At 44.8% G+C, this 20,010-nt stretch carries 17 protein-coding genes; 16 read left to right on the forward strand and 1 reads right to left on the reverse strand.

All coding sequences use genetic code 11. The features are described from left to right. Positions 1 to 3: 3 nt before the first annotated feature. The 15 genes from pyrH to tilS all read left to right on the forward strand — a co-directional run bounded on the left by pyrH (position 4) and on the right by tilS (position 17,467). A complete protein-coding gene (gene pyrH, locus D1Z90_RS06785; protein WP_119909996.1) occupies positions 4 to 747 on the forward strand; it encodes a UMP kinase in 744 nt (247 codons plus the stop codon). 52 nt (positions 748 to 799) lie between these two features. Continuing rightward, positions 800 to 1,357, forward strand: coding sequence for a ribosome recycling factor (gene frr, locus D1Z90_RS06790; protein ID WP_119909997.1), 558 nt, complete (start codon positions 800 to 802; stop codon positions 1,355 to 1,357). A 69-nt stretch (positions 1,358 to 1,426) separates the two neighbouring features. Beyond that, complete coding sequence (gene uppS / locus D1Z90_RS06795) at positions 1,427 to 2,167, forward strand: polyprenyl diphosphate synthase (RefSeq protein WP_269777031.1); 741 nt, start codon at positions 1,427 to 1,429, stop codon at positions 2,165 to 2,167. A 3-nt stretch (positions 2,168 to 2,170) separates the two neighbouring features. Continuing rightward, a complete protein-coding gene (locus tag D1Z90_RS06800; RefSeq protein ID WP_119909998.1) occupies positions 2,171 to 3,025 on the forward strand; it encodes a phosphatidate cytidylyltransferase in 855 nt (284 codons plus the stop codon). Next, on the forward strand, positions 3,022 to 4,224 hold the full coding sequence (gene ispC, locus D1Z90_RS06805) for a 1-deoxy-D-xylulose-5-phosphate reductoisomerase (protein WP_119909999.1): 1,203 nt from the start codon (positions 3,022 to 3,024) through the stop codon (positions 4,222 to 4,224). Before D1Z90_RS06800 ends, ispC begins: the two co-directional genes overlap by 4 nt. Continuing rightward, complete coding sequence (gene rseP / locus D1Z90_RS06810) at positions 4,224 to 5,576, forward strand: sigma E protease regulator RseP (RefSeq protein ID WP_119910000.1); 1,353 nt, start codon at positions 4,224 to 4,226, stop codon at positions 5,574 to 5,576. The genes ispC and rseP overlap by 1 nt, the downstream gene beginning before the upstream one ends. Positions 5,577 to 5,608: 32 nt before the next feature. Next, complete coding sequence (gene bamA / locus D1Z90_RS06815; RefSeq protein ID WP_119910001.1) at positions 5,609 to 8,038, forward strand: outer membrane protein assembly factor BamA; 2,430 nt, start codon at positions 5,609 to 5,611, stop codon at positions 8,036 to 8,038. An 18-nt stretch (positions 8,039 to 8,056) separates the two neighbouring features. Beyond that, positions 8,057 to 8,572 (forward strand): OmpH/Skp family outer membrane protein, encoded by a 516-nt coding sequence (locus D1Z90_RS06820; RefSeq protein ID WP_119910002.1) that lies wholly within the window; start codon positions 8,057 to 8,059, stop codon positions 8,570 to 8,572. A gap of 2 nt (positions 8,573 to 8,574) precedes the next feature. After that, entirely contained in the window at positions 8,575 to 9,606 is a 1,032-nt protein-coding gene (gene lpxD, locus D1Z90_RS06825; RefSeq protein ID WP_119910003.1) for a UDP-3-O-(3-hydroxymyristoyl)glucosamine N-acyltransferase, read from the forward strand. 3 nt (positions 9,607 to 9,609) lie between these two features. After that, complete coding sequence (fabZ, locus tag D1Z90_RS06830) at positions 9,610 to 10,062, forward strand: 3-hydroxyacyl-ACP dehydratase FabZ (RefSeq protein WP_119910004.1); 453 nt, start codon at positions 9,610 to 9,612, stop codon at positions 10,060 to 10,062. Then, the gene (lpxA, locus tag D1Z90_RS06835; RefSeq protein WP_119910005.1) at positions 10,063 to 10,851 is read left to right on the forward strand and encodes an acyl-ACP--UDP-N-acetylglucosamine O-acyltransferase; all 789 of its coding nucleotides are present in this window, start codon (positions 10,063 to 10,065) and stop codon (positions 10,849 to 10,851) included. A gap of 1 nt (position 10,852) precedes the next feature. Continuing rightward, positions 10,853 to 11,995 (forward strand): lipid-A-disaccharide synthase, encoded by a 1,143-nt coding sequence (gene lpxB / locus D1Z90_RS06840; RefSeq protein WP_119910006.1) that lies wholly within the window; start codon positions 10,853 to 10,855, stop codon positions 11,993 to 11,995. Positions 11,996 to 12,023: 28 nt separating this feature from the next. Then, on the forward strand, positions 12,024 to 12,614 hold the full coding sequence (gene rnhB, locus D1Z90_RS06845; RefSeq protein ID WP_119910007.1) for a ribonuclease HII: 591 nt from the start codon (positions 12,024 to 12,026) through the stop codon (positions 12,612 to 12,614). A 3-nt stretch (positions 12,615 to 12,617) separates the two neighbouring features. Next, positions 12,618 to 16,100, forward strand: coding sequence for a DNA polymerase III subunit alpha (gene dnaE, locus D1Z90_RS06850; RefSeq protein ID WP_119910008.1), 3,483 nt, complete (start codon positions 12,618 to 12,620; stop codon positions 16,098 to 16,100). 11 nt (positions 16,101 to 16,111) lie between these two features. Continuing rightward, positions 16,112 to 17,467, forward strand: coding sequence for a tRNA lysidine(34) synthetase TilS (gene tilS, locus D1Z90_RS06855; RefSeq protein WP_119910009.1), 1,356 nt, complete (start codon positions 16,112 to 16,114; stop codon positions 17,465 to 17,467). On the opposite strand, the gene D1Z90_RS06860 is transcribed toward tilS, so the two are convergent. Next, positions 17,431 to 19,284, reverse strand: a complete 1,854-nt coding sequence (locus D1Z90_RS06860; RefSeq protein WP_119910010.1) for an acyl-CoA dehydrogenase domain-containing protein — start codon at positions 19,282 to 19,284, stop codon at positions 17,431 to 17,433. The two genes, tilS and D1Z90_RS06860, sit on opposite strands and share 37 nt — an antisense overlap. 129 nt (positions 19,285 to 19,413) lie before the next feature. Here D1Z90_RS06860 and lpcA point away from each other — a divergent pair, with 129 nt between their 5' ends. Then, positions 19,414 to 19,989, forward strand: coding sequence for a D-sedoheptulose 7-phosphate isomerase (gene lpcA, locus D1Z90_RS06865; RefSeq protein WP_119910056.1), 576 nt, complete (start codon positions 19,414 to 19,416; stop codon positions 19,987 to 19,989). Positions 19,990 to 20,010 lie beyond the last annotated feature (21 nt).

Here is a 20,010-nt window from a genome sequence, read left to right on the forward strand (position 1 = left end):
AATATGAGTACCAATCCAAAACCTTCTTATAGACGAATTTTATTAAAATTAAGCGGTGAAGCATTAATGGGCGAAGAAGGCTTCGGCATCGACCCTAAAGTGCTTGAGCGCATGGCACAAGAAATCAAAGAATTGATTGAGCTAGGTGTGCAAGTTGGCTTGGTAATTGGTGGTGGCAATTTATTCCGCGGTGAAGGTTTAGCAAAGGCAGGTATGAATCGTGTGGTAGGCGATCACATGGGCATGTTAGCCACTGTGATGAATGGCCTTGCAATGCGAGATGCACTGCACCGCGCTTATGTCAATGCCAGACTAATGTCTGCGATTCCGCTAAAAGGTGTGTGTGATGATTACAACTGGGCAGAGGCGATAAGCTTATTGAAATCTGGCCGTGTTGTTATTTTCTCTGCGGGTACTGGTAACCCATTTTTCACCACCGATTCAGCAGCGTGTTTACGCGGCATTGAAATCGAAGCCGACGCAGTATTAAAAGCCACGAAAGTGGAAGGCGTTTATGATAGTGACCCGGTGAAGAACCCAGAAGCTAAGCTTTACAGCGAAATAGATTACCAAACGGTATTAGAAAAAGAATTAAAGGTAATGGACTTGGCAGCATTTACGCTGGCTCGTGACCATGGTTTGCCTATTCGTGTATTTAATATGAATAAACCGGGTGCACTTCGCCGCGTAGTAATGGGCGAAGACGAGGGCACAGTGATTCGAGACCATGTAGAAGAAGCCTTATAATTCATTTGCTTGTGGTATGCTTACCAGATGCAAAAACGAGAAGGAATTAAGTGTGATCAATGAAATTAAAAACGATGCGCAAACGCGCATGGGTAAAAGTATTGACTCTTTAAAGTCGCAGTTGTCGAAGATTCGTACCGGCCGTGCTCACCCGAGCCTACTGAGTAATATCTCAGTTTCTTATTACGGTGCAGACACGCCATTGAATCAAGTAGGTAACATCAGCACTGAAGATTCGCGTACGTTAACGGTTACCGTATTTGACCGCAGTATGATCCAAGCAGTCGAAAAAGCCATTATGGCGTCGGATTTAGGGTTAAACCCAAATTCTGCAGGCACGGTCATTCGTATTCCGTTACCGCCGTTAACAGAAGAGCGCCGTAAAGATCTTATCAAGGTAGTGCGCGGAGAAGTAGAAGGTGGCCGTGTTGCTATCCGAAATATTCGTCGTGATGCTAATAGTGACCTTAAAGCACTAGAAAAAGAAAAAGAAATCAGTGAAGATGAGCTGCATAAAGCGGAAGATGATATTCAAAAGCTAACTGATGCAGCAATTAAAGACGCGGATGCGATCCTTGCTGATAAAGAAAAAGAGCTAATGGAAATTTAATTTTTCGTTACGTCATCTGTCTAAACGCCGTGTATTTTCACGGCGTTTTTATAACTACAGGGGTTGTGTGTGCCTGAATCGAGAGGGACGCCAAAACACGTTGCTATTATCATGGACGGTAACGGTCGTTGGGCAGAACAAAAAGGCAAGATCAGGGTTTTCGGTCATAAAGCTGGCGTAAAAACCGTGAGACAGTGTGTCAACTATGCCGCTAAACAGGGGGTGGAAGCCTTAACTCTGTTTGCATTTAGCAGCGAGAATTGGAAGCGGCCAAAGGAAGAAGTAAGCACTTTGATGGAGCTATTCATGATGGTGCTAAATAGTGAGGTGAAAAAGCTTCACAAGAACAATATTAAGTTGTGTATTCTCGGTGATGTACGAGGTTTTTCCACAACGCTTCAAGACAAGATTGCCAAGTCTGAAGCGTTGACAGCTAAAAATACTGGCCTAGTACTTAATATCGCGGCTAACTATGGCGGTCGTTGGCACATTGCTGAAGCTGCCAAAGAGTTGGCAAAAAAGGTCCAACAAGGCGAAATGGCTGCTTCCGATATTGATGAGTCAGTATTAGACCAACAAATAGCATCTTGGCCACTTACCGATGTCGATCTAATGATCCGCACCGGAGGGGAGCAAAGGATCAGTAATTTTCTGCTATGGCAGCTAGCATATGCAGAATTATTTTTTACTGATACACTTTGGCCAGACTTTAACGAACAGTGTTTTGCCGATGCCATTGCAAGCTTCTCTCATCGTGAAAGGAGATATGGTCATACTAGCGCGCAAGTTCAAGCATCGAAACAAGGGTAACTTTTGTTAAAACAACGAATTCTTACGGCGGCAGTGTTGGCGCCAATCACTATTGCTGCCATTTTCTTTCTCCCTCTAAAATTGTTCGCCTTGTTTGCGGCGGCAGTCTATTTGTTAGCTGCTAGAGAATGGGGTGGCTTTGTTAATAGATCTTGTCAATCTTGGTTTATATATCCGTTGGGCTTGATACTGGCAGCGACTTTAGTGGTGGTACCTATTGATGCTATTTGGGTTCCGCATTTACATCAAGGTGCTAAGTATTTGCTCATAGTTGGCGGCGCATGGTGGCTGCTTTCGGCTATCATGGTACTTTCTTACCCAACGTCTTCCTCTATTTGGACTAAAAATGCTTGGTTCAAAGCGCTGTTTGGCATCTTGACTTTGGTTCCTTTCTTTTGGAGTTTAGTCACCCTTCGCGGCGCTGATGCTATGCATGATCCGTTACACGGTGCTTGGTTAGTCCTCTTTGTGATGTTACTAGTGTGGGGCGCAGATACGGGAGCTTACTTTTCCGGTAAAGCTCTAGGTAAGCATAAGCTGGCCCCTAAGGTGAGCCCAGGTAAAACCATAGAGGGTTTTGTTGGTGGCCTACTGACCACTTTGGTGGTGGCGATCATTGCCATGTTTTTGTTTGAAATCCCAGGTGATCGGCAAGGATATTTCATTTTTTCAGCTGTGATGGCGAGTTTGGCTTCAACATTGGGCGATCTCAATGAGAGCATGTTTAAGCGTGAAGCGGGCCTTAAAGACAGCGGTAACCTACTCCCAGGTCATGGTGGTGTGATGGATCGAATTGATAGTCTTACGGCCGCACTGCCAGTTTTCACGCTTTGTTATATTGTGTGGTTTAACTCATGAAAAAGCTTGCTGTTCTGGGAGCCACTGGCTCGATTGGCGATAGCACTCTTGCGGTAGCTAAGTTACATCCTGAGTTGTTTGATGTTAAATTGCTGAGCGCTGCCAGTAATGCAAATAAAATGGCGAATTTGTGTTTAACGCACAATGTTAATTTTGCCTATATGTTTGAGCCCCAAGCGAATGCTGAGCTGGCTAAGTTGCTTGCTCAAGCTTCCACGCAAGTTTTGGTCACTGAAGCCGAATATTTGGCTTGTATCGCCAGTGATGAAGTTGACACTGTGATGGCCGCAATTGTTGGCGCGGCAGGACTCATGCCAACTCTAGCAGCAGTAGAAGCGGGTAAAACGGTACTGCTGGCAAATAAAGAAGCCTTGGTAATGTCGGGTGCATTATTTATGCAATCAGCAGAGCGCTCTGGCGCACAAATATTGCCCGTTGATAGTGAGCACAATGCGATTTTCCAGTGTCTTCCGCCTGAATGTCAAAGGCAGTTAGGTTACTGCTCGTTACAACAGCATGGCATTTCACATTTGATTTTAACTGGTTCCGGTGGCCCATTTCTAACTAAGCCATTAGCCGAGTTTAATAACATTACCCCTGAGTTAGCAGTCAAGCACCCTAATTGGTCTATGGGCCCCAAAATATCTGTCGACAGTGCTACCATGATGAATAAAGGCTTGGAGTACATAGAAGCCAAGCGTCTGTTTAACACTGAAAAATCTGAGATCCAGGTGCTTATTCACCCGCAGTCGGTTATTCACTCTATGGTGCAATATTGCGATGGTTCAGTGCTCGCGCAACTGGGGCAGCCTGATATGCGCACGCCAATAGCCCATGTCATGCAATACCCTGAGCGGATTCGAAGTGGCGTGCAAGGGCTAGACTTTAATCAAATTAGTCAATTGACTTTTGTTGAGCCAGATTTTGCAAGGTACCCCTGTTTAAAACTTGCCATCGATGCTTGCTACTCTGGTCAAGCGGCGACAACGGTACTTAATGCTGCGAATGAAGTGGCAGTACAACGCTTTTTAGACGGGGATATTGCATTTACAGACATTGCTGAGTTAGTGACGCAAAGCCTCGATGGTCGAAATTGCGAAACTTCCCAGTTAGATATCGAAGGCATTCTTGCGCTGGATAAAGAATCAAGGCGACATGCTTTGTCTTGGACTTCGTCTACTAAAGCCTGGAGTATTTAATGCAGGATTTTTTATGGAATACCGCCTCTTTTATCATCGCCCTTGGCATACTGGTCACGATTCATGAGTTTGGCCACTTTTGGGTAGCCAGGCGTTGCGGCGTAAAAGTGCATCGTTTCTCCATCGGCTTTGGCCCAGCAGTACTAAAGAAAGTGGCTGCAGATGGTACTGAGTATGTGGTTGCGCCGATACCTTTGGGTGGTTATGTAAAGATGTTAGACAGCCGCTTAGAGCAGGTGGCTGAAGAAGAGCTTAAATATGCTTTTGATCAACAGAGCGTTTTAAAACGCATAGCCATTGTGGCTGCTGGCCCGTTAGCCAATTTCATTTTGGCCATCGCTGCGTTTTGTCTTATGTATTTAATTGGGATTAACAATGTGAAACCTATGGTTTCTGCAGTTGCGCCTAATACTGCAGTAAGCCAGTTAGCGGATATCACCCCATTTGAAGTGGTGTCAATTGGGCCGCAAGAGACTCAAGATTGGGAATCGGTGAATTTTGCTCTGGCGGGGATCATCGGCCATTCTGAGGTGACGTTAAGTTATCGCCAAGAAGGTAATTCTCGAGTCGAAAGTACGCAGTTAGATTTATCTGATTGGTCTTTTGATCCAAAAACAACCTCGCCAATCAGAAGTTTAGGCCTGATTCCCTTTCAGCCTGAGGTTTACTTAACCTTGGCCAATGTGTTGCAAAACAGCGCCGCCGACAAAGCGGGTTTAATGGCAGAAGATGAAATTGTTGCCGTCAATGGTCAAGGGATTACGCAGTGGTCAGGTTTTACCGATATAGTCAGAAACCATCCTGGTAAAGCTTTACTGATCACTGTTATCAGGGAAGGGCAACAAATACAGTTAACCGTTACTCCTGATAGTACTGAGCGAAACGGTCAAGAGATAGGTTATATAGGCGTAGTGCCAGACGCGCAGACTTATCCAAAAGAGTACATTATTACGAGTCAATATGGCTTAATTGACGCATTTGCAAAAGCCAGTCAACGAACTTGGGACTTAACCGTTCTCACTTTTGATACAATTGGCAAGCTTATTGTAGGGACAATTTCTATAAATAATTTAAGCGGCCCTGTCTCGCTTGCAAAAGGCGCGGGTGCCAGTGCTGACTACGGATTTGTGTATTTTTTGAGCTTCTTGGCTCTGATTAGCATAAATTTGGGCTTAATTAACTTATTTCCTTTGCCAGTACTTGATGGTGGCCACTTGCTTTATTACTGTATAGAATTAATCAGCGGTCGTCCGGTGCCAGAGCACATTCAGGAAATAGGCTTCAAGATTGGCCTAGGCTTCATATTATTTATCATGAGCGTAGCAATATTAAACGACTTCAACCTGCTATAAAGGTAAAGGTTTAAAGGAAGAATAATAACAAAATGGCTAAACGTAGATTTTTTGCTCCAAGCTTAGTCGCGGGCGCATGCTTGCTGTCTCAGTCTGTTATGGCTGAAGTGTTCACTGTTGAAGATATCAAGCTTGAAGGCCTGCAGCGTGTTACCTTAGGTGCGGCCTTGTTGAATTTACCTATTCGCGTTGGCGATGAAGTTGACTCTTTTACCCTGTCTCAAGCGGTTAAAAGCCTGTATCGTTCGGGCAACTTTGAAGACATTACCGTGTTTCGTGATGATGGCCAACTCATCCTCAAGGTACTAGAGCGGCCCACCATTAACAATATCGAGCTTTCTGGTAACAAAGCCATCAAAGAAGAGCAGCTGCAAGAAACACTCGATGCTGCCAATGTGCGCGTTGGTGATGCTCTTGACCGTACCTCGTTAGCGAATATTGAAAAGAGCTTAGAAGATTTTTATCACAGTGTAGGTAAGTATGGGGCTCAAGTTACCGCTGTTGTTACGGCTTTGCCTCGTAACCGGGTAGACCTTACTTTTGAATTTGTAGAGGGCCGTAGCGCCGAGATTCAGCAAATAAACATTATTGGTAATACCTTATTTGCCGAAGAAGATCTAATAAAGCAGATCGAGCTCACCGACAGTGCGCCTTGGTGGAACTTTTTAGCAGACAATAAATATCAAAAACAAAAGTTGGCCGGTGACTTAGAAACCATCCGTAGCTATTACCTTGATCGCGGTTATATTCAGGTTAATATCGATGATACCCAAGTATCGATGACCCCGGACCGAAAAGGTATCTACATCACGGTGAATGTGGAAGAGGGCGAACAGTTTACGGTTAAAGATGTTACTTTAAGCGGTGACCTACTTGGAAAAGATGATGATATAAATCAGTTGGTTGCTGTTAGCGCTGGCGATATTTATTCGGGCGCAGACGTACGGAGTGTAGAAGAGAGTATTAGCAAATTTCTGGGGCGTCACGGATATGCTTATCCTAAGGTTACTACTTACCCGCAAATCAACGATGATGATAAGACGGTTTCATTAACCGTCTCAGTCGACCCTGGAAAACGCATTTATGTGCGCCGTATTAATATCTCGGGTAACCAAGAAACTAAAGACGTGGTACTTCGGCGAGAAATGCGTCAAATGGAGAGCAGTTGGTTATCCAGTGAAAATATTGAGCTATCAAGAGGGCGCTTAAATCGACTCGGTTACTTTGAAACGGTTGATATTAACACTGTGCGGGTTCCTGGCCGTGAAGATTTAGTAGACGTTGATGTGACTGTAAAAGAGCAAGCCGCAGGGTCTATTAATGCCGGTATTGGTTACGGTACTGAATCTGGTTTAAGCCTATCAGCAGGTGTGCAGCAAAGTAACTTCTTAGGCTCGGGTAATAAAGTGGGCTTTAATGCTTCCACCAATGATTACTCTAAAAATGCTGATATCAACTTTACCAATCCGTATTTTACCAAAGACGGGGTCAGCTTGGGTGGGCGTATTTTCTATACCGACTTTGAAGCTGCTGAAGCCAACATTGTTGATTATAACAATACGACTTACGGTATCAGGGGTACCTTAGGCTTTCCTGTCAATGAATATAACCGTTTGAATTTTGGCGTAGGTTATGAGCGAAATAAAATCTCACAGTTAAAGGCTTATTTGCAAATACAGCAGTTCTGGGATATTTATGAAAGTCAGGTAGAAGATAACGGCTCGGTAACTTTTGATACGATAGATTTTACCGGTAGTTGGACACGTAACACCCTTGATAGAGGTCAGTTCGCTACTTCTGGTTCGTACCAGTCTTTGTCTGGTAAAGTCACTACACCAGGCTCTGATTTACAATATTTTAAAATTAAATATGAACTTAGAAACTATTTCAGACTCTCAGAAGACGGTGATTGGAGCTTTTTAGTACGCGGTACAGCAGGTTACGGTAATGGTTATGGTGATATAGATGGTAATGACCAAATCTTACCTTTCTTTGAAAACTTTTATGCCGGCGGTTTTTCTACGATTCGCGGCTTTAAGAGCAATACCGTGGGACCGAAGGCCTTACACAACAACCACAATAACGGCAATAACAGCATAGTGGCGACCGATGATTCTGTCGGTGGTAACGCTGTATACACCTTAAGTGCTGAGTTTATAGTACCAACCCCATTTTTAGATGAAGCCTATACGCGTCAGGTAAGAACTAGCTTATTTGTTGATGCGGGTGAAACCTGGGATACCGAGTTTAATCCTGATTGGGCTAATCCTGATTACTGTAGCTACAATTGTAACTACCTTGGGGATTACTCTAAGCCAGGCCGAGTGAGAGTTTCAGCGGGCGTTCAAGTTCAGTGGATTTCACCTATGGGCCCGTTAGTATTTACACTTTCCCAACCATTGAAAGAATACGATGGCGACAAAACAGAAGTATTCTCGTTTAATATTGGGCAAACCTTTTAATTGTTAAGGAGCAAAGCGTTGAAAAAGTTATTTAAAGCTGCCAGTTTAAGTTTGGCATTGATTGCCGGTTCATTTTCAAGTGTTGCAATGGCAGCTGACAAAATCGCGGTTGTTTTCCCGAATGAAATCTTTCAGCAAATGCCTCAGAAAGATCAAATTATCAACAAGCTGAAAAAAGAATTTCAGCCTCGTATTAACGAGATGAAATCGTTAGAGAAAAAAATTAAATCTAAGCAAGAAAAAGAAAAGCGTGATGGCGCATTAATGTCTGACAAAGACAAAACTAAGCTGTCTCGTGAAATTCAAAGCTTGGTGGCAGATTACCAACTTAAGCTGAAAGCGTTTGAAGAGGATAACCGTCGTCGTCAAGCTGAAGAACAAAACAAAATGCGTGAGAAAGTCGTGAAAGCAATCGAAGCGATTGCTAAGCGTGAAGGTTACGATCTTGTTGTAAATGGTGAAGCAGCAGTGTTTGCTAAGCCTAGCTTGAATATCTCTGACAAGGTTGTCGCTGAAATCGGTAAGAGAAAATAAGCGTGCATAACATTTCGTTAGCCGAATTAGCCAACAAAATTGGCGCAACGGTTGCTGGAAACGATGAGCATATCGTTTCCAGAGTCAGCTCTTTTGCTAAATCGAGTAAAGATGCGGTTATCTTTGTGGTTGATGAAAAGTACCTCAAACAGCTTGATGTTGTTGATTTTGGTGCGGTTATCTTAAAACCTGAACACGCAGAAGGTTTTGAAGGAACTGCTTTGGTCATGAGCAACCCTTATTTAGGGTTTGCGCTTGCCACTCAGTTGCTTGATACCACTCCCGCGCCTGCAAAAGACATTGCCCCCACTGCTGTGATCGATAAAACGGCCAAGTTGGGCAGTGGCGTCGTGGTTGGTGCGAACGCGGTCATTGAGTCAGGTGTTGAGATCGGCGCGAATACCGAAATTGGCGCGGGCTGTTTCATTGGTAAAAATACTAAAATTGGCGAAAATGGCCGCATTTGGGCCAACGTATCTATCTATCATGAAGTGGTGATTGGCCACTCTTGTTGCATTCAAAGTGGCACAGTGATTGGCGCTGATGGTTTTGGTTACGCTAATGAAAAAGGCCGCTGGGTTAAAATACCTCAACTAGGCACAGTGTTAATTGGTGACAGGGTTGAGATTGGCGCTAATACTTGTATCGATCGCGGCGCTTTAGATGACACGCTCATCGCTGATGGCGTTATTATCGATAACCTTTGCCAAATAGCGCACAATTGTGAAATTGGCGAAAATACCGCTATTGCCGGTGCAGCCACTTTTGCAGGCAGTTTAAAAATTGGTAAAAACTGCATGGTTGGCGGTGCCAGTGTGCTAAATGGCCACATGGAAATTTGCGATAACGTGCATATTACCGGCATGAGCATGGTGATACGACCGATTGATAAGCCTGGTGTTTACTCGTCAGGTATCCCACTGCAACCGAATAAAGAGTGGCGTAAAACAGCTGCGCGAACACTCAACATAGACAGCATGCATAAACGCATCAAAGAATTAGAAAAACAATTAGCCAGTAAAGCTAAGGACTAAATTTTGAGTAACGAATTAAACCAATTACAAATCCAAGAAATCATGGACTTGTTACCTCACAGATACCCCTTTCTTTTGGTTGATCGTGTATTAGATTACAAATCTGGTGAAACCCTTCATGGCATTAAAAACGTGTCATTTAACGAACCTCAGTTTACCGGACACTTTCCCAATACACCTGTATTCCCAGGCGTAATGATACTTGAAGCTATGGCGCAAGCCACTGGCATTCTTGCGTTTGCAACTTACGGTAAGCCAAAGGACAACGAGTTGTACTTCTTAGCATCTATTGATAATGCGCGTTTTCGCAAACCTGTGGTGCCAGGTGACCAATTAGAATTATTTGTAGATTACCTCAAAGAGCGTCGTGGCATGGGTAAATTTGCGTGTACCGCCAAGGTCGCAGGCGAGGTTGTTTGCAGTGCTGACATCATGTGTGCAAGAAGAGAAGTGTAAATGACTATTGCCAATGAGCTTATTCACCCGACCGCCATTATTGATGATAGTGCGGTGATTGCAGAGGGCGTAGAAATCGGGCCTTATTCAATTATCGGCGCGAATGTCGAGATTGGTGCGAGCACTTGGATTGGTCCGCATGTTGTTATAAAGGGCCATACCAAAATTGGCCAGAACAACAAAATATTCCAATTTGCGACCGTGGGCGAAGATTGCCAAGATTTAAAATACGCGGGCGAGCAAACGTATTTAGAAATTGGCGATCACAATATCATTCGTGAAAGTTGCACTATTCATCGCGGTACGACGCAAGATCAGGGGCTGACTAAAATTGGCAGCTACTGTTTATTTATGGTGAATGCCCACGTTGCTCATGACTGTATTATTGGCGATCACTGTATCCTTGCTAATAATGCAACGTTAGCCGGACATGTTGAGATGGGCGATTACGTAATCTTTGGCGGCATGTCAGCCATTCATCAATTTAGCAAGATTGGCGATCATGCCATGATTGGCGGTTGTTCTGCTGTTAACAAAGATGTACCGCCCTATTTGATGGCCAGTGGTAATTACGCTGAAGCCCATGGTATTAACTCGGTCGGGTTAAAGCGCCGCGGATTTAGCTCCAGTCAGATTATGGCGATTAAACGTGCATTTAAGATTATTTGCCGTAATGGTAATACCTTGGATGAAGCGCGTGTTTTATTAGAAGAGATGGTCAAAGAAAGTCCAGAAGTTCAACCTATGCTGGATTTCATCAGCACAAATACCCGAGGAATTGTGCGCTAATATGAGCGCACCGCTTCGTATAGGTATCATCGCGGGTGAGGTGTCCGGAGACATCTTAGCCGCGGGCCTTATTAAATCCCTCAAAGCTCGTCATCCTAATATTCATGTTGAAGGTATAGCTGGCCCAGAAATGGTGCAACAAGGCTGCCACTCGTTATTTAATATGGAAGAGCTGTCAGTGATGGGGTTTGTTGAAGTCATGGGACGGTTACGTCGAATCTTGACCATTCGAAAACAAATAACCCAGCACTTTCTCGATAATCCTCCTGATATTTTTATCGGAGTAGATGCCCCTGACTTTAATCTTGATGTTGAGTTAACACTCAAACAGTCGGGAGTTAAAACCATTCATTATGTCAGCCCTTCTGTCTGGGCTTGGAAGCAATGGCGGATCCATAAGATTGCCAAAGCGACGGATCTCGTGCTGGCTTTCTTACCTTTTGAAAAGGCTTTTTACGACAAATTTAAGGTACCGTGTAAATTTGTTGGTCATACCTTAGCTGAACGATTGCCTATCGAACCTCAGAGTGCGGATAATAGATCCTTATTAGGGTTGAAAAGCAACGCTCCGTACCTAGGTATTTTACCGGGAAGCCGCAAAGCGGAAGTCGAGCTACTAACACCTTACTTTTTACAAGCAGCTAAGGTGATTAAACAACGCCATCCTGAAATCGAATTTGTTGTGCCTATGGTTAATGCTACTCGAAGGCAGCAGTTTGAGCAGTTATGGCAGCAACATGCCCCAGAGTTAACAATCGCGGTTGTTGATGGCAAAGCGAGCCAAGTGCTCCAGGCCGCTGATTATGTACTGTTAGCGTCAGGAACGGCCTCACTAGAAGCCATGCTCGCGAAATGCCCCATGGTGGTCGCTTATCGAGTTAACTGGCTTACCTATCGCATAGCCAAAGCTTTGGTAAAAAGTAAATATGCGTCTCTTCCTAACTTACTGCACGATGGCCCATTAGTGCCAGAATTGCTGCAATACGATTGCACCGTAGACAATATTGTAACGGAGCTGGATAAATTGATTGCAGAAGATAACACTCAACTCTTAAAGCGTTTCACCGAGTTACACCAAAGCATCCGTTGCCAAGCTGACGAACAAGCTGCGACTGCGGTTTGCGAACTGCTTGAGTTAAAATAGTCCTTTCTCTTTTTAAATAGGTTGTGTCATGGATACCATTAAATATCCACCTGGAAAAATTGTTGCAGGTGTCGACGAAGTGGGTCGAGGGCCCTTGGTAGGGGATGTGGTAACCGCCGCGGTAATATTGGACCCTCAAGCCCCCATCTCTGGCTTAGCTGATTCGAAGAAGTTAAGTGAGAAGAAACGCTTAGCTTTATTTGAACAAATACAGCAGCATGCTTTAGCCATTGGAGTGGGCCGCGCATCTCCCCGTGAAATTGATGAGATCAATATTTTACATGCGACTATGCTTGCTATGCAGCGAGCGGTAGCAAACCTGAGTATAGAGCCTGGCTTTGTGTTTATTGATGGCAATCGTTGTCCGCATTTAGCCATGCCTGCAGAAGCTGTCGTAAAGGGTGATTCAAGGGTTGCTGAGATCAGCGCAGCTTCAATCATCGCTAAAGTAATTCGAGACCAAGATATGAAAACGCTGGATGAGCAGTTGCCAGAGTATGGTTTTGCTCAGCATAAAGGGTATCCGACAAAAGCCCATTTTGCAGCGCTTGCCCAATATGGACCGACCGAGTGGCACAGAAAAAGTTTTAAACCAGTGCAAAATGCGTTGAAAAGGTAACTTATGAATCAGCCTAAATTTATCCATCTGCGCGTACACAGTGATTTCTCAATGGTTGATGGTTTGTCGAAAGTCAAACCGATCATAAACCGAGCCAGTGAATTAGGCATGCCTGCTATCGCGGTAACAGACCAGACCAATTTATGTGGCTTGGTTAAGTTTTATGGCGCAGCCCATGATGCAGGCATCAAACCCATCGTCGGGGCTGACTTTTGGGTTCAAAGTGATGAGCTTGGCGATGAAGCGTTTCGTGTTACGGCGTTGGCAATGGATAACGATGGCTATAAAAATGTAACCTTACTCATCTCACAAGCTTATTTGCGTGGTCACGTGAATGGCAAACCTATGCTAGATAAAGCTTGGTTAGCAAAATACAACAAGGGCGTATTGCTGTTGTCAGGAGCCAAAGATGGTGACATAGGTAAGTCATTACTCAAAGGCAATCAAAGTCTTGCTCAGCAATGTTGTGAGTTCTATAAAACGCACTTTCCTGATCGCTTTTATATTGAGCTTGTGCGCAGTGAACGCCAAGACGAAGAAGTCTACTTACATATGGCGGTTGATTTTGCGCTTGCGCAAGACTTGCCTGTTGTCGCGACCAATGAAGTGGTGATCCTAGACCAAGACAAGTTTGACGCTCACGAAATACGTGTCGCGATCCATGATGGCTACACCTTAGCAGATAAAAATCGCCCGAAATTATACAGCCCGCAACAATACCTGAAATCTGAACAAGAAATGTGCGAACTGTTTGCCGATATCCCAGAGGCGTTGGCAAACAGTGTGGCTATTGCTAAGCGTTGTAACGTGACGGTAAGGTTAGGGGAGTACTTTCTTCCTGACTTCCCAACGGAAGGCATGCCAATAGAAGAGTTCTTCTGTAAAGTGTCGTGGGAAGGACTGGAAGAACGATTAGACTTTTTGTTCGATCGTAATAGCCCAGACTTTGCAGAAAAAAGAAAGCCTTACGATGAGCGCCTGCAAATTGAACTCGATGTTATCAACCAAATGGGTTTCCCTGGCTATTTCCTGATCGTAATGGAGTTTATTCAGTGGAGCAAAGATAATGATATTCCAGTAGGGCCTGGACGGGGCTCTGGTGCGGGGTCGTTGGTTGCTTATGCGCAAAAAATTACCGACCTCGACCCGCTTGAATTTGACCTGCTCTTTGAGCGATTTTTGAACCCAGAGCGTGTTTCCATGCCCGATTTCGATATCGATTTTTGCATGGACCGTCGTGATGAAGTGATTGACCACGTTGCCGAATTATATGGCCGTGACGCGGTATCCCAAATTATCACCTTTGGAACCATGGCTGCTAAAGCCGTTATACGTGATGTTGGGCGTGTGTTGGGACACCCTTATGGCTTTGTGGATCGTATTTCTAAATTGGTCCCGCCCGATCCTGGTATGACCTTGGCAAAGGCTTTTGACGCCGAGCCAAAATTGCCAGAGTTGTACGATCAAGATGAAGAAGTACGCGATCTTATCGATATGTGTCGCTTATTAGAAGGTTGTACTCGAAATGCCGGTAAGCATGCCGGTGGTGTGGTGATCTCTCCGACTACCATTACGGATTTTGCACCGCTGTATTGTGATTCAGAAGGTAACTTTCCAGTTACTCAATTTGATAAAAATGACGTTGAATACGCCGGCTTGGTTAAGTTTGATTTCTTAGGCTTGAGAACTCTGACCATAGTGCAGTGGGCGATTGATATGGCGAATGTGCATAAGCAAGCGCGTGGTGAAGATACCATAGATATCGCTAGAATAGACGTGGCTGACCCCGCGTGTTTTAGGTTGCTGCAAAACTCAGAAACCACCGCGGTGTTCCAGTTAGAATCTCGCGGTATGAAAGACCTTATTAAACGTCTTCAGCCCGATTGTTTTGAAGATATGATCGCATTGGTGGCGCTGTTTCGACCTGGTCCGCTGCAATCAGGCATGGTTGACAACTTTATCGAACGTAAGCATGGCCGTGAGGAAGTCTCGTATCCGGATGCAACCTGGCAGCACGAGTCACTCCAACCGATTCTTGAGCCGACCTACGGCATCATTTTGTATCAAGAGCAGGTTATGCAGATTGCCCAGGTGCTTGCGGGCTATACCTTAGGTGGAGCAGACATGCTTCGCCGCGCCATGGGTAAAAAGAAACCCGAGGAAATGGCCAAACAACGGGCCGGCTTTGAAGCGGGGGCGGTCAAAAATGGCGTTGATGGCGAGCTCGCCATGAAAATTTTTGACTTAGTTGAAAAGTTCGCGGGTTACGGCTTTAACAAATCACACTCTGCCGCTTATGCTTTGGTGTCTTACCAAACGCTGTGGATGAAAACCCATTATCCGGCTTACTTTATGGCCGCAGTAATGTCTGCTGATATGGATAACACGGATAAAATCGTTACCCTAGTGGACGAATGTGATCGCATGGGGCTGCCGCTTTTACCCCCAGACGTGAATTTAGGTTTGTACAAATTTAACGTGTCTGAGCAAGGTGAAATTATCTATGGCATAGGCGCAATTAAAGGCGTAGGTGAAGGGCCAATTGAAGCCATTATTGACGCCCGAGAACAAGGTGGCACATTTAACGACTTGTTTGATTTTTGTACGCGGGTTGATCTAAAGAAAATTAACCGCCGGGTACTTGAAAAACTGATCATGGCGGGAGCGATGGATAAACTTGGCCCACATCGCGCGGCGTTAATGGCGACGTTACCTGATGCGATGCAAGCGGCGGTGCAACACGCGAAAGCAGAGGCTCAGGGCCAAAGTGATTTATTTGGCGTACTGACTACCGAGCCTGACGATATTCAGCATGCCTTTGCGAATGTGCCTGAATGGACCGATAAAGTATGGCTTGAAGGTGAAAAAGACACTTTAGGACTTTATTTAACGGGCCACCCAATCAATCAGTACTTAAGTGAGTTACGCCATTACACGTCTGGACGATTAAAGGATTTAGTGGCTACAGATCGAGGCAAAAATACTAACGCTTCGGGCTTGGTGATTGCGACGCGGGTAATGATGACTAAAAAAGGTAAAAAGATGGGGCTGCTTACCTTAGACGATAAGAGCGCTCGTTTAGAAGTGATGCTATTTTCTGATGCGTTTGACCAATACGAGTCTTTGCTTGTTAAAGATAAAATTTTAGTGGTCTCGGGTCATGTTAGCCATGACGATTTTTCAGGTGGTTTGAAATTAACCGCAAGGGAAGTATTAGACGTTTCAGAAGCCAGAGAGAAGCACGCCAAAGGGCTACAGCTCAATCTTGACCACGGTCAGCTCAATGATAAGTTTTTCCCTCAATTTAGCGATATTATTATGCCTTTTAGTGGTGGAATGTGTCCTCTGCAAATCAACTATACGCGGCCTGGCGCCCAAGCACAGTTAACTTTGGGCACTCAGTGGCGAGTAACGCCAACCGACGAGTTAATTGAAGCCTTGGCTGAATTGTTAGGGCCAAAGAAAACCAAGCTGGTATTTCATTAGGAGATAAAGCCTTGGCGCAACCATCGGACATCGTCGGTCAAGTTAAACAGCAGCTGCAAGCTCACCCTAATCCGCAACGCTGCCTAGCACTGAGTGGCGGTGTTGATTCAGTGGTGTTGTTGCATATTTTGGTTTCGCTGAGAGACTCGTTAGGTTTTACTTTATCCGCGGTGCATGTTGATCATGGCTTAAGCGCTTATGCGCACGATTGGGCACAGTTTTGTCAACAGCTTTGTCGACAGTGGCAAGTGCCGCTTCATATCAGCAAGGTCAGTGTGCCTCAGCACGCTCGGCAAAGCTTAGAAGCGAATGCCAGAGCGGCAAGATACCAAGCGCTAGGTAGCGCTTTGACTGACGGAGGTCAATTGCTCACCGCTCAACATCAAGACGATCAAGTTGAAAGCTTCTTACTTGCCGCAAAACGAGGCAGTGGCGTAGCAGGACTGGCGGCAATGCCAATGTGTAAATCTTTTGGCCAAGGCGAACATTGTCGGCCCTTATTGGCATGTTCCCGGCAGCAAATAGAAGCTTATGCGCAGGTTAACGCATTAAATTGGGTCGAAGATGACAGTAATCAAAGCACACGGTTTGACCGCAACTTTTTGCGTTTAGAAGTGTTGCCGCTGTTACAGTCGCGTTGGCCGCAAGTATCGCAAACCATGGCCAGAAGTGCTGAGCTTTGCGGCGAACAGCAAGCGTTATTAGAGCATTATGTAACCATGGATCTTGATCGTTGCCAATACACTGATAATAGTTTGCTAATCGCTGAGCTAGCAAGCTGCAATCCCGCTCAGCGTATGGCTATTATTCGGCTATGGCTGAAACAGCAAGGCTTTCATTGCCCTGCGGCCGCAAGGCTTAAACTGGTTTGGCAACAAGTCGCTCAAGCGGCAACATCTGCTGAGCCGGAGATGGATTTCAAGCAGTTTTCCATTCGCCGCTATCAACAAAGGCTATATTGTGTTGAGCCGCTTGCTGAGATCCCGAGCAAGCCCATACCTGTGATGCCTAATCAAACCGTTGCATTAGCTAATGGATTGACTTTGTGCTTGACCAAAGCCTGCAAACCAAACAGTTCTGACTCACAAGCAGGGGAGCACTCTTTGGGTGTTAAGGCCGGAGACTGTCTTTTAACACTCAGGTACCCTCACTCTTTAAACATGAAGGTCACGCCATACAAAAAGCGTCAACAAAGCTTGAAAAAAGTGCTGCAAGGGGCTGGTATTCCCCCTTGGCTTCGTCCTCGTACAGGCCTGCTTTATCAAGGTGATGATTTAGTTGCTGTTATTGGAGTATGCCAATGTGAACGACTTAATCACCAGCCAATCGATTATCGAATGACGTTATCCTCGGCAAAGACGTCTTGAATGAGATCGCGATAAAACCGACTACTGCTTGCGCATGCTGCTTTTATTGCTGCTTGGTTATCATCTGACTCGGTGCGAATAAAACTGTGGGAAGGTATTACCCAATAACACAATAATTGCTGAATACTGCCTAGAGGCAGATTGTGTTTAATATTTTGCAACAAATAATCGACTTCGTTTAGGCACTTATCCATGGCGCTAAAGGTTACTGCGGGGGGTAAGTTACAACGCAGCAAACTGGTAAGCTCGTAGATTTTACTCAACAACAGCAGACATTTTTGTTGTAAAGAATGCTGTTGGCTTGGCGTTAGTTGACCAAACAATAACAATTCCCCTAAAACGGCTTGTAAGTGAGAGAGCTTTTTAACCGCAATAAAGTAATTGAGCTCTTTTGCCTTAAATTTGCCAATGGGGCGAAATCGATATCTTGCGGCATAAATAAGCTGACTCATACTATAGCCGTAGTGAGAGAAAATGTGGCTATCGAACGCTGTTATATCGGGATCGGGCCAACACGCTAAATACTCTTGAGTTAGAAAAGGATGACAGCAATATAAATACTGAAAATAGCTTTGAGGTGTCATCGTTGTTGTTTCATGTCGAGTATTTTTAACAATTCGATTCAATAAGTCACAAATCAAAGGCGCATTTTCGCCATTATCTAAGCCAACACAAGTCATCATTATACTGGCTTCATAAGGCACAAGGCGTTGTAATAAAGCCTGCGCTTTATCATCTTCTTGTTGCGCTAAGTATTTCAGTAAAGCGCGCTTCATTTCTGCTGACTGCAGCGCAGTTTGCAATAACTGTTGTTTAGCTTGAAAACCTTGCCAAAGTTGATGGCTTTGCACTTCGGGAAGCCTTTGCCAAGGCGCAGTGTTTTTCATTTGTGAAGTTAAGATTGTATGCGGAAATTGCAAGATATTGAGCCAATACTCGTCTTGCTTTTGCTCAATAATGATTTCGCTTACCACCTTACTGGCCTCAACGAAGAAGGCTTGTCGGCGACAAGACGTATCAGTAGGCGCATAAATTAACAGCAAGTACTGCGGTGAAAAAGGGCAGGGTAACGGCTTTTCAAGCGACTTCCCTTGTTGTAAAAGTGCTAGCTCAGCGTCATCTAAAATAAAGCTTTGCCAAGTAGCGGGGTCATTATGCCAAGGTTGTGACGGGGATGCGTCAGTATTTGGCGTCCATTGTTGGATATCCAAGCTATTAAGTGATGCAAGGTGCGCAGCAAGTTGCATATCAGCGTTGGCCACTTTTTGGATCACCTTATGACAGAAATACAAGCTGTAGCCCGTTTGCTCAATGTCTTTGGCGGGACAAAGCCTGAGGAAGCCTTGTTGTAGAATAAGTGACCAACATGGCTTTGCAATGCTATTTAAACTGCTGGGGTGCATTAAGCTTAGGCGGCAAAGGTTGTCTACTGGGCCAGTTAAAAATGCTTGCTCCGCCGCGCTTAAGCGCGGTGCACTGAGGGTGAATAAATCTTGCCAGCGCAAACGCCCGGTGCTTAAAGGTTGCTCTAACCAAGTATTAAAACTGGTCGGCTCTGGTGCTGGCCAATGATGACTATAACGAATAAAGAGTTGTAACAGCCCCTGACTGATATATTGCCTTCGAAGTGAGCCATGGTTCAGCAGTACAAAGCCGCATAAGTAAAACAGCCATAACCAACTAGGTAAGAAATCCAGTGATATAGTGACTAAAAGCGCCACGCCCATCAACAGGCTGCAAGTTAACAGCGATAGCTTTAATGCACATAAAACCAAAGTAAAAACAAAAAGTAATAATACAACTAGCATCGTTAACATAACCCACCTCAGTATAAGCTAAGATGTAATTTGATGAAGTTGCAAGCTGTTAGTTCTGAAATTGCACAATTGTCGTAGGCAGATAAAATGATGTGTGTCAGAATGTTGTTTTTTGCGATGGGAGCCCAGATGTATCAAGATTTAATCAAAGCGGAATTAGCGCAAGCCGGGCAAGTTCTTGAAGCTTTTATTCAAGATACGGCGAACATGCAAAAGATTGAAGCGGCGGCAAAATTGATAGCCGATAGCTTCAAGGCTGAAGGTAAGGTGTTATCTTGTGGTAATGGCGGTTCACACTGCGACGCAATGCACTTTGCTGAAGAGCTTACCGGCCGTTATCGAGATGACCGACCTTCATTACCTGGGATCGCGATTTCTGATGCTAGCCATTTATCTTGTGTCAGTAACGATTACGGCTTTGCTGAAGTGTTCTCTCGCTATGTCGCTGGGGTTGGCCGCAAAGGTGATGTGTTAGTCGGTCTTAGCACCAGTGGTAACTCTGAAAATATAATTAAAGCGATAGATGTCGCCAAAAGTAAGGGCATGCAAACCATTGCTCTCACGGGCAAAGACGGTGGCAAAATGGCAGGACTAGCCGATATTGAAATTCGAGTGCCACATTTTGGTTATGCCGATAGAATTCAAGAAGTGCATATTAAAATCATTCATATATTGATCTATCTAATTGAAAAAGAAATGGCTTAAGCTCAAGCTAGCAGCATTAAG

The organism is Motilimonas pumila (genome assembly GCF_003596335.1).
GTDB classification, from domain to species: Bacteria; Pseudomonadota; Gammaproteobacteria; order Enterobacterales; family CBDFNC01; genus Motilimonas; species Motilimonas pumila.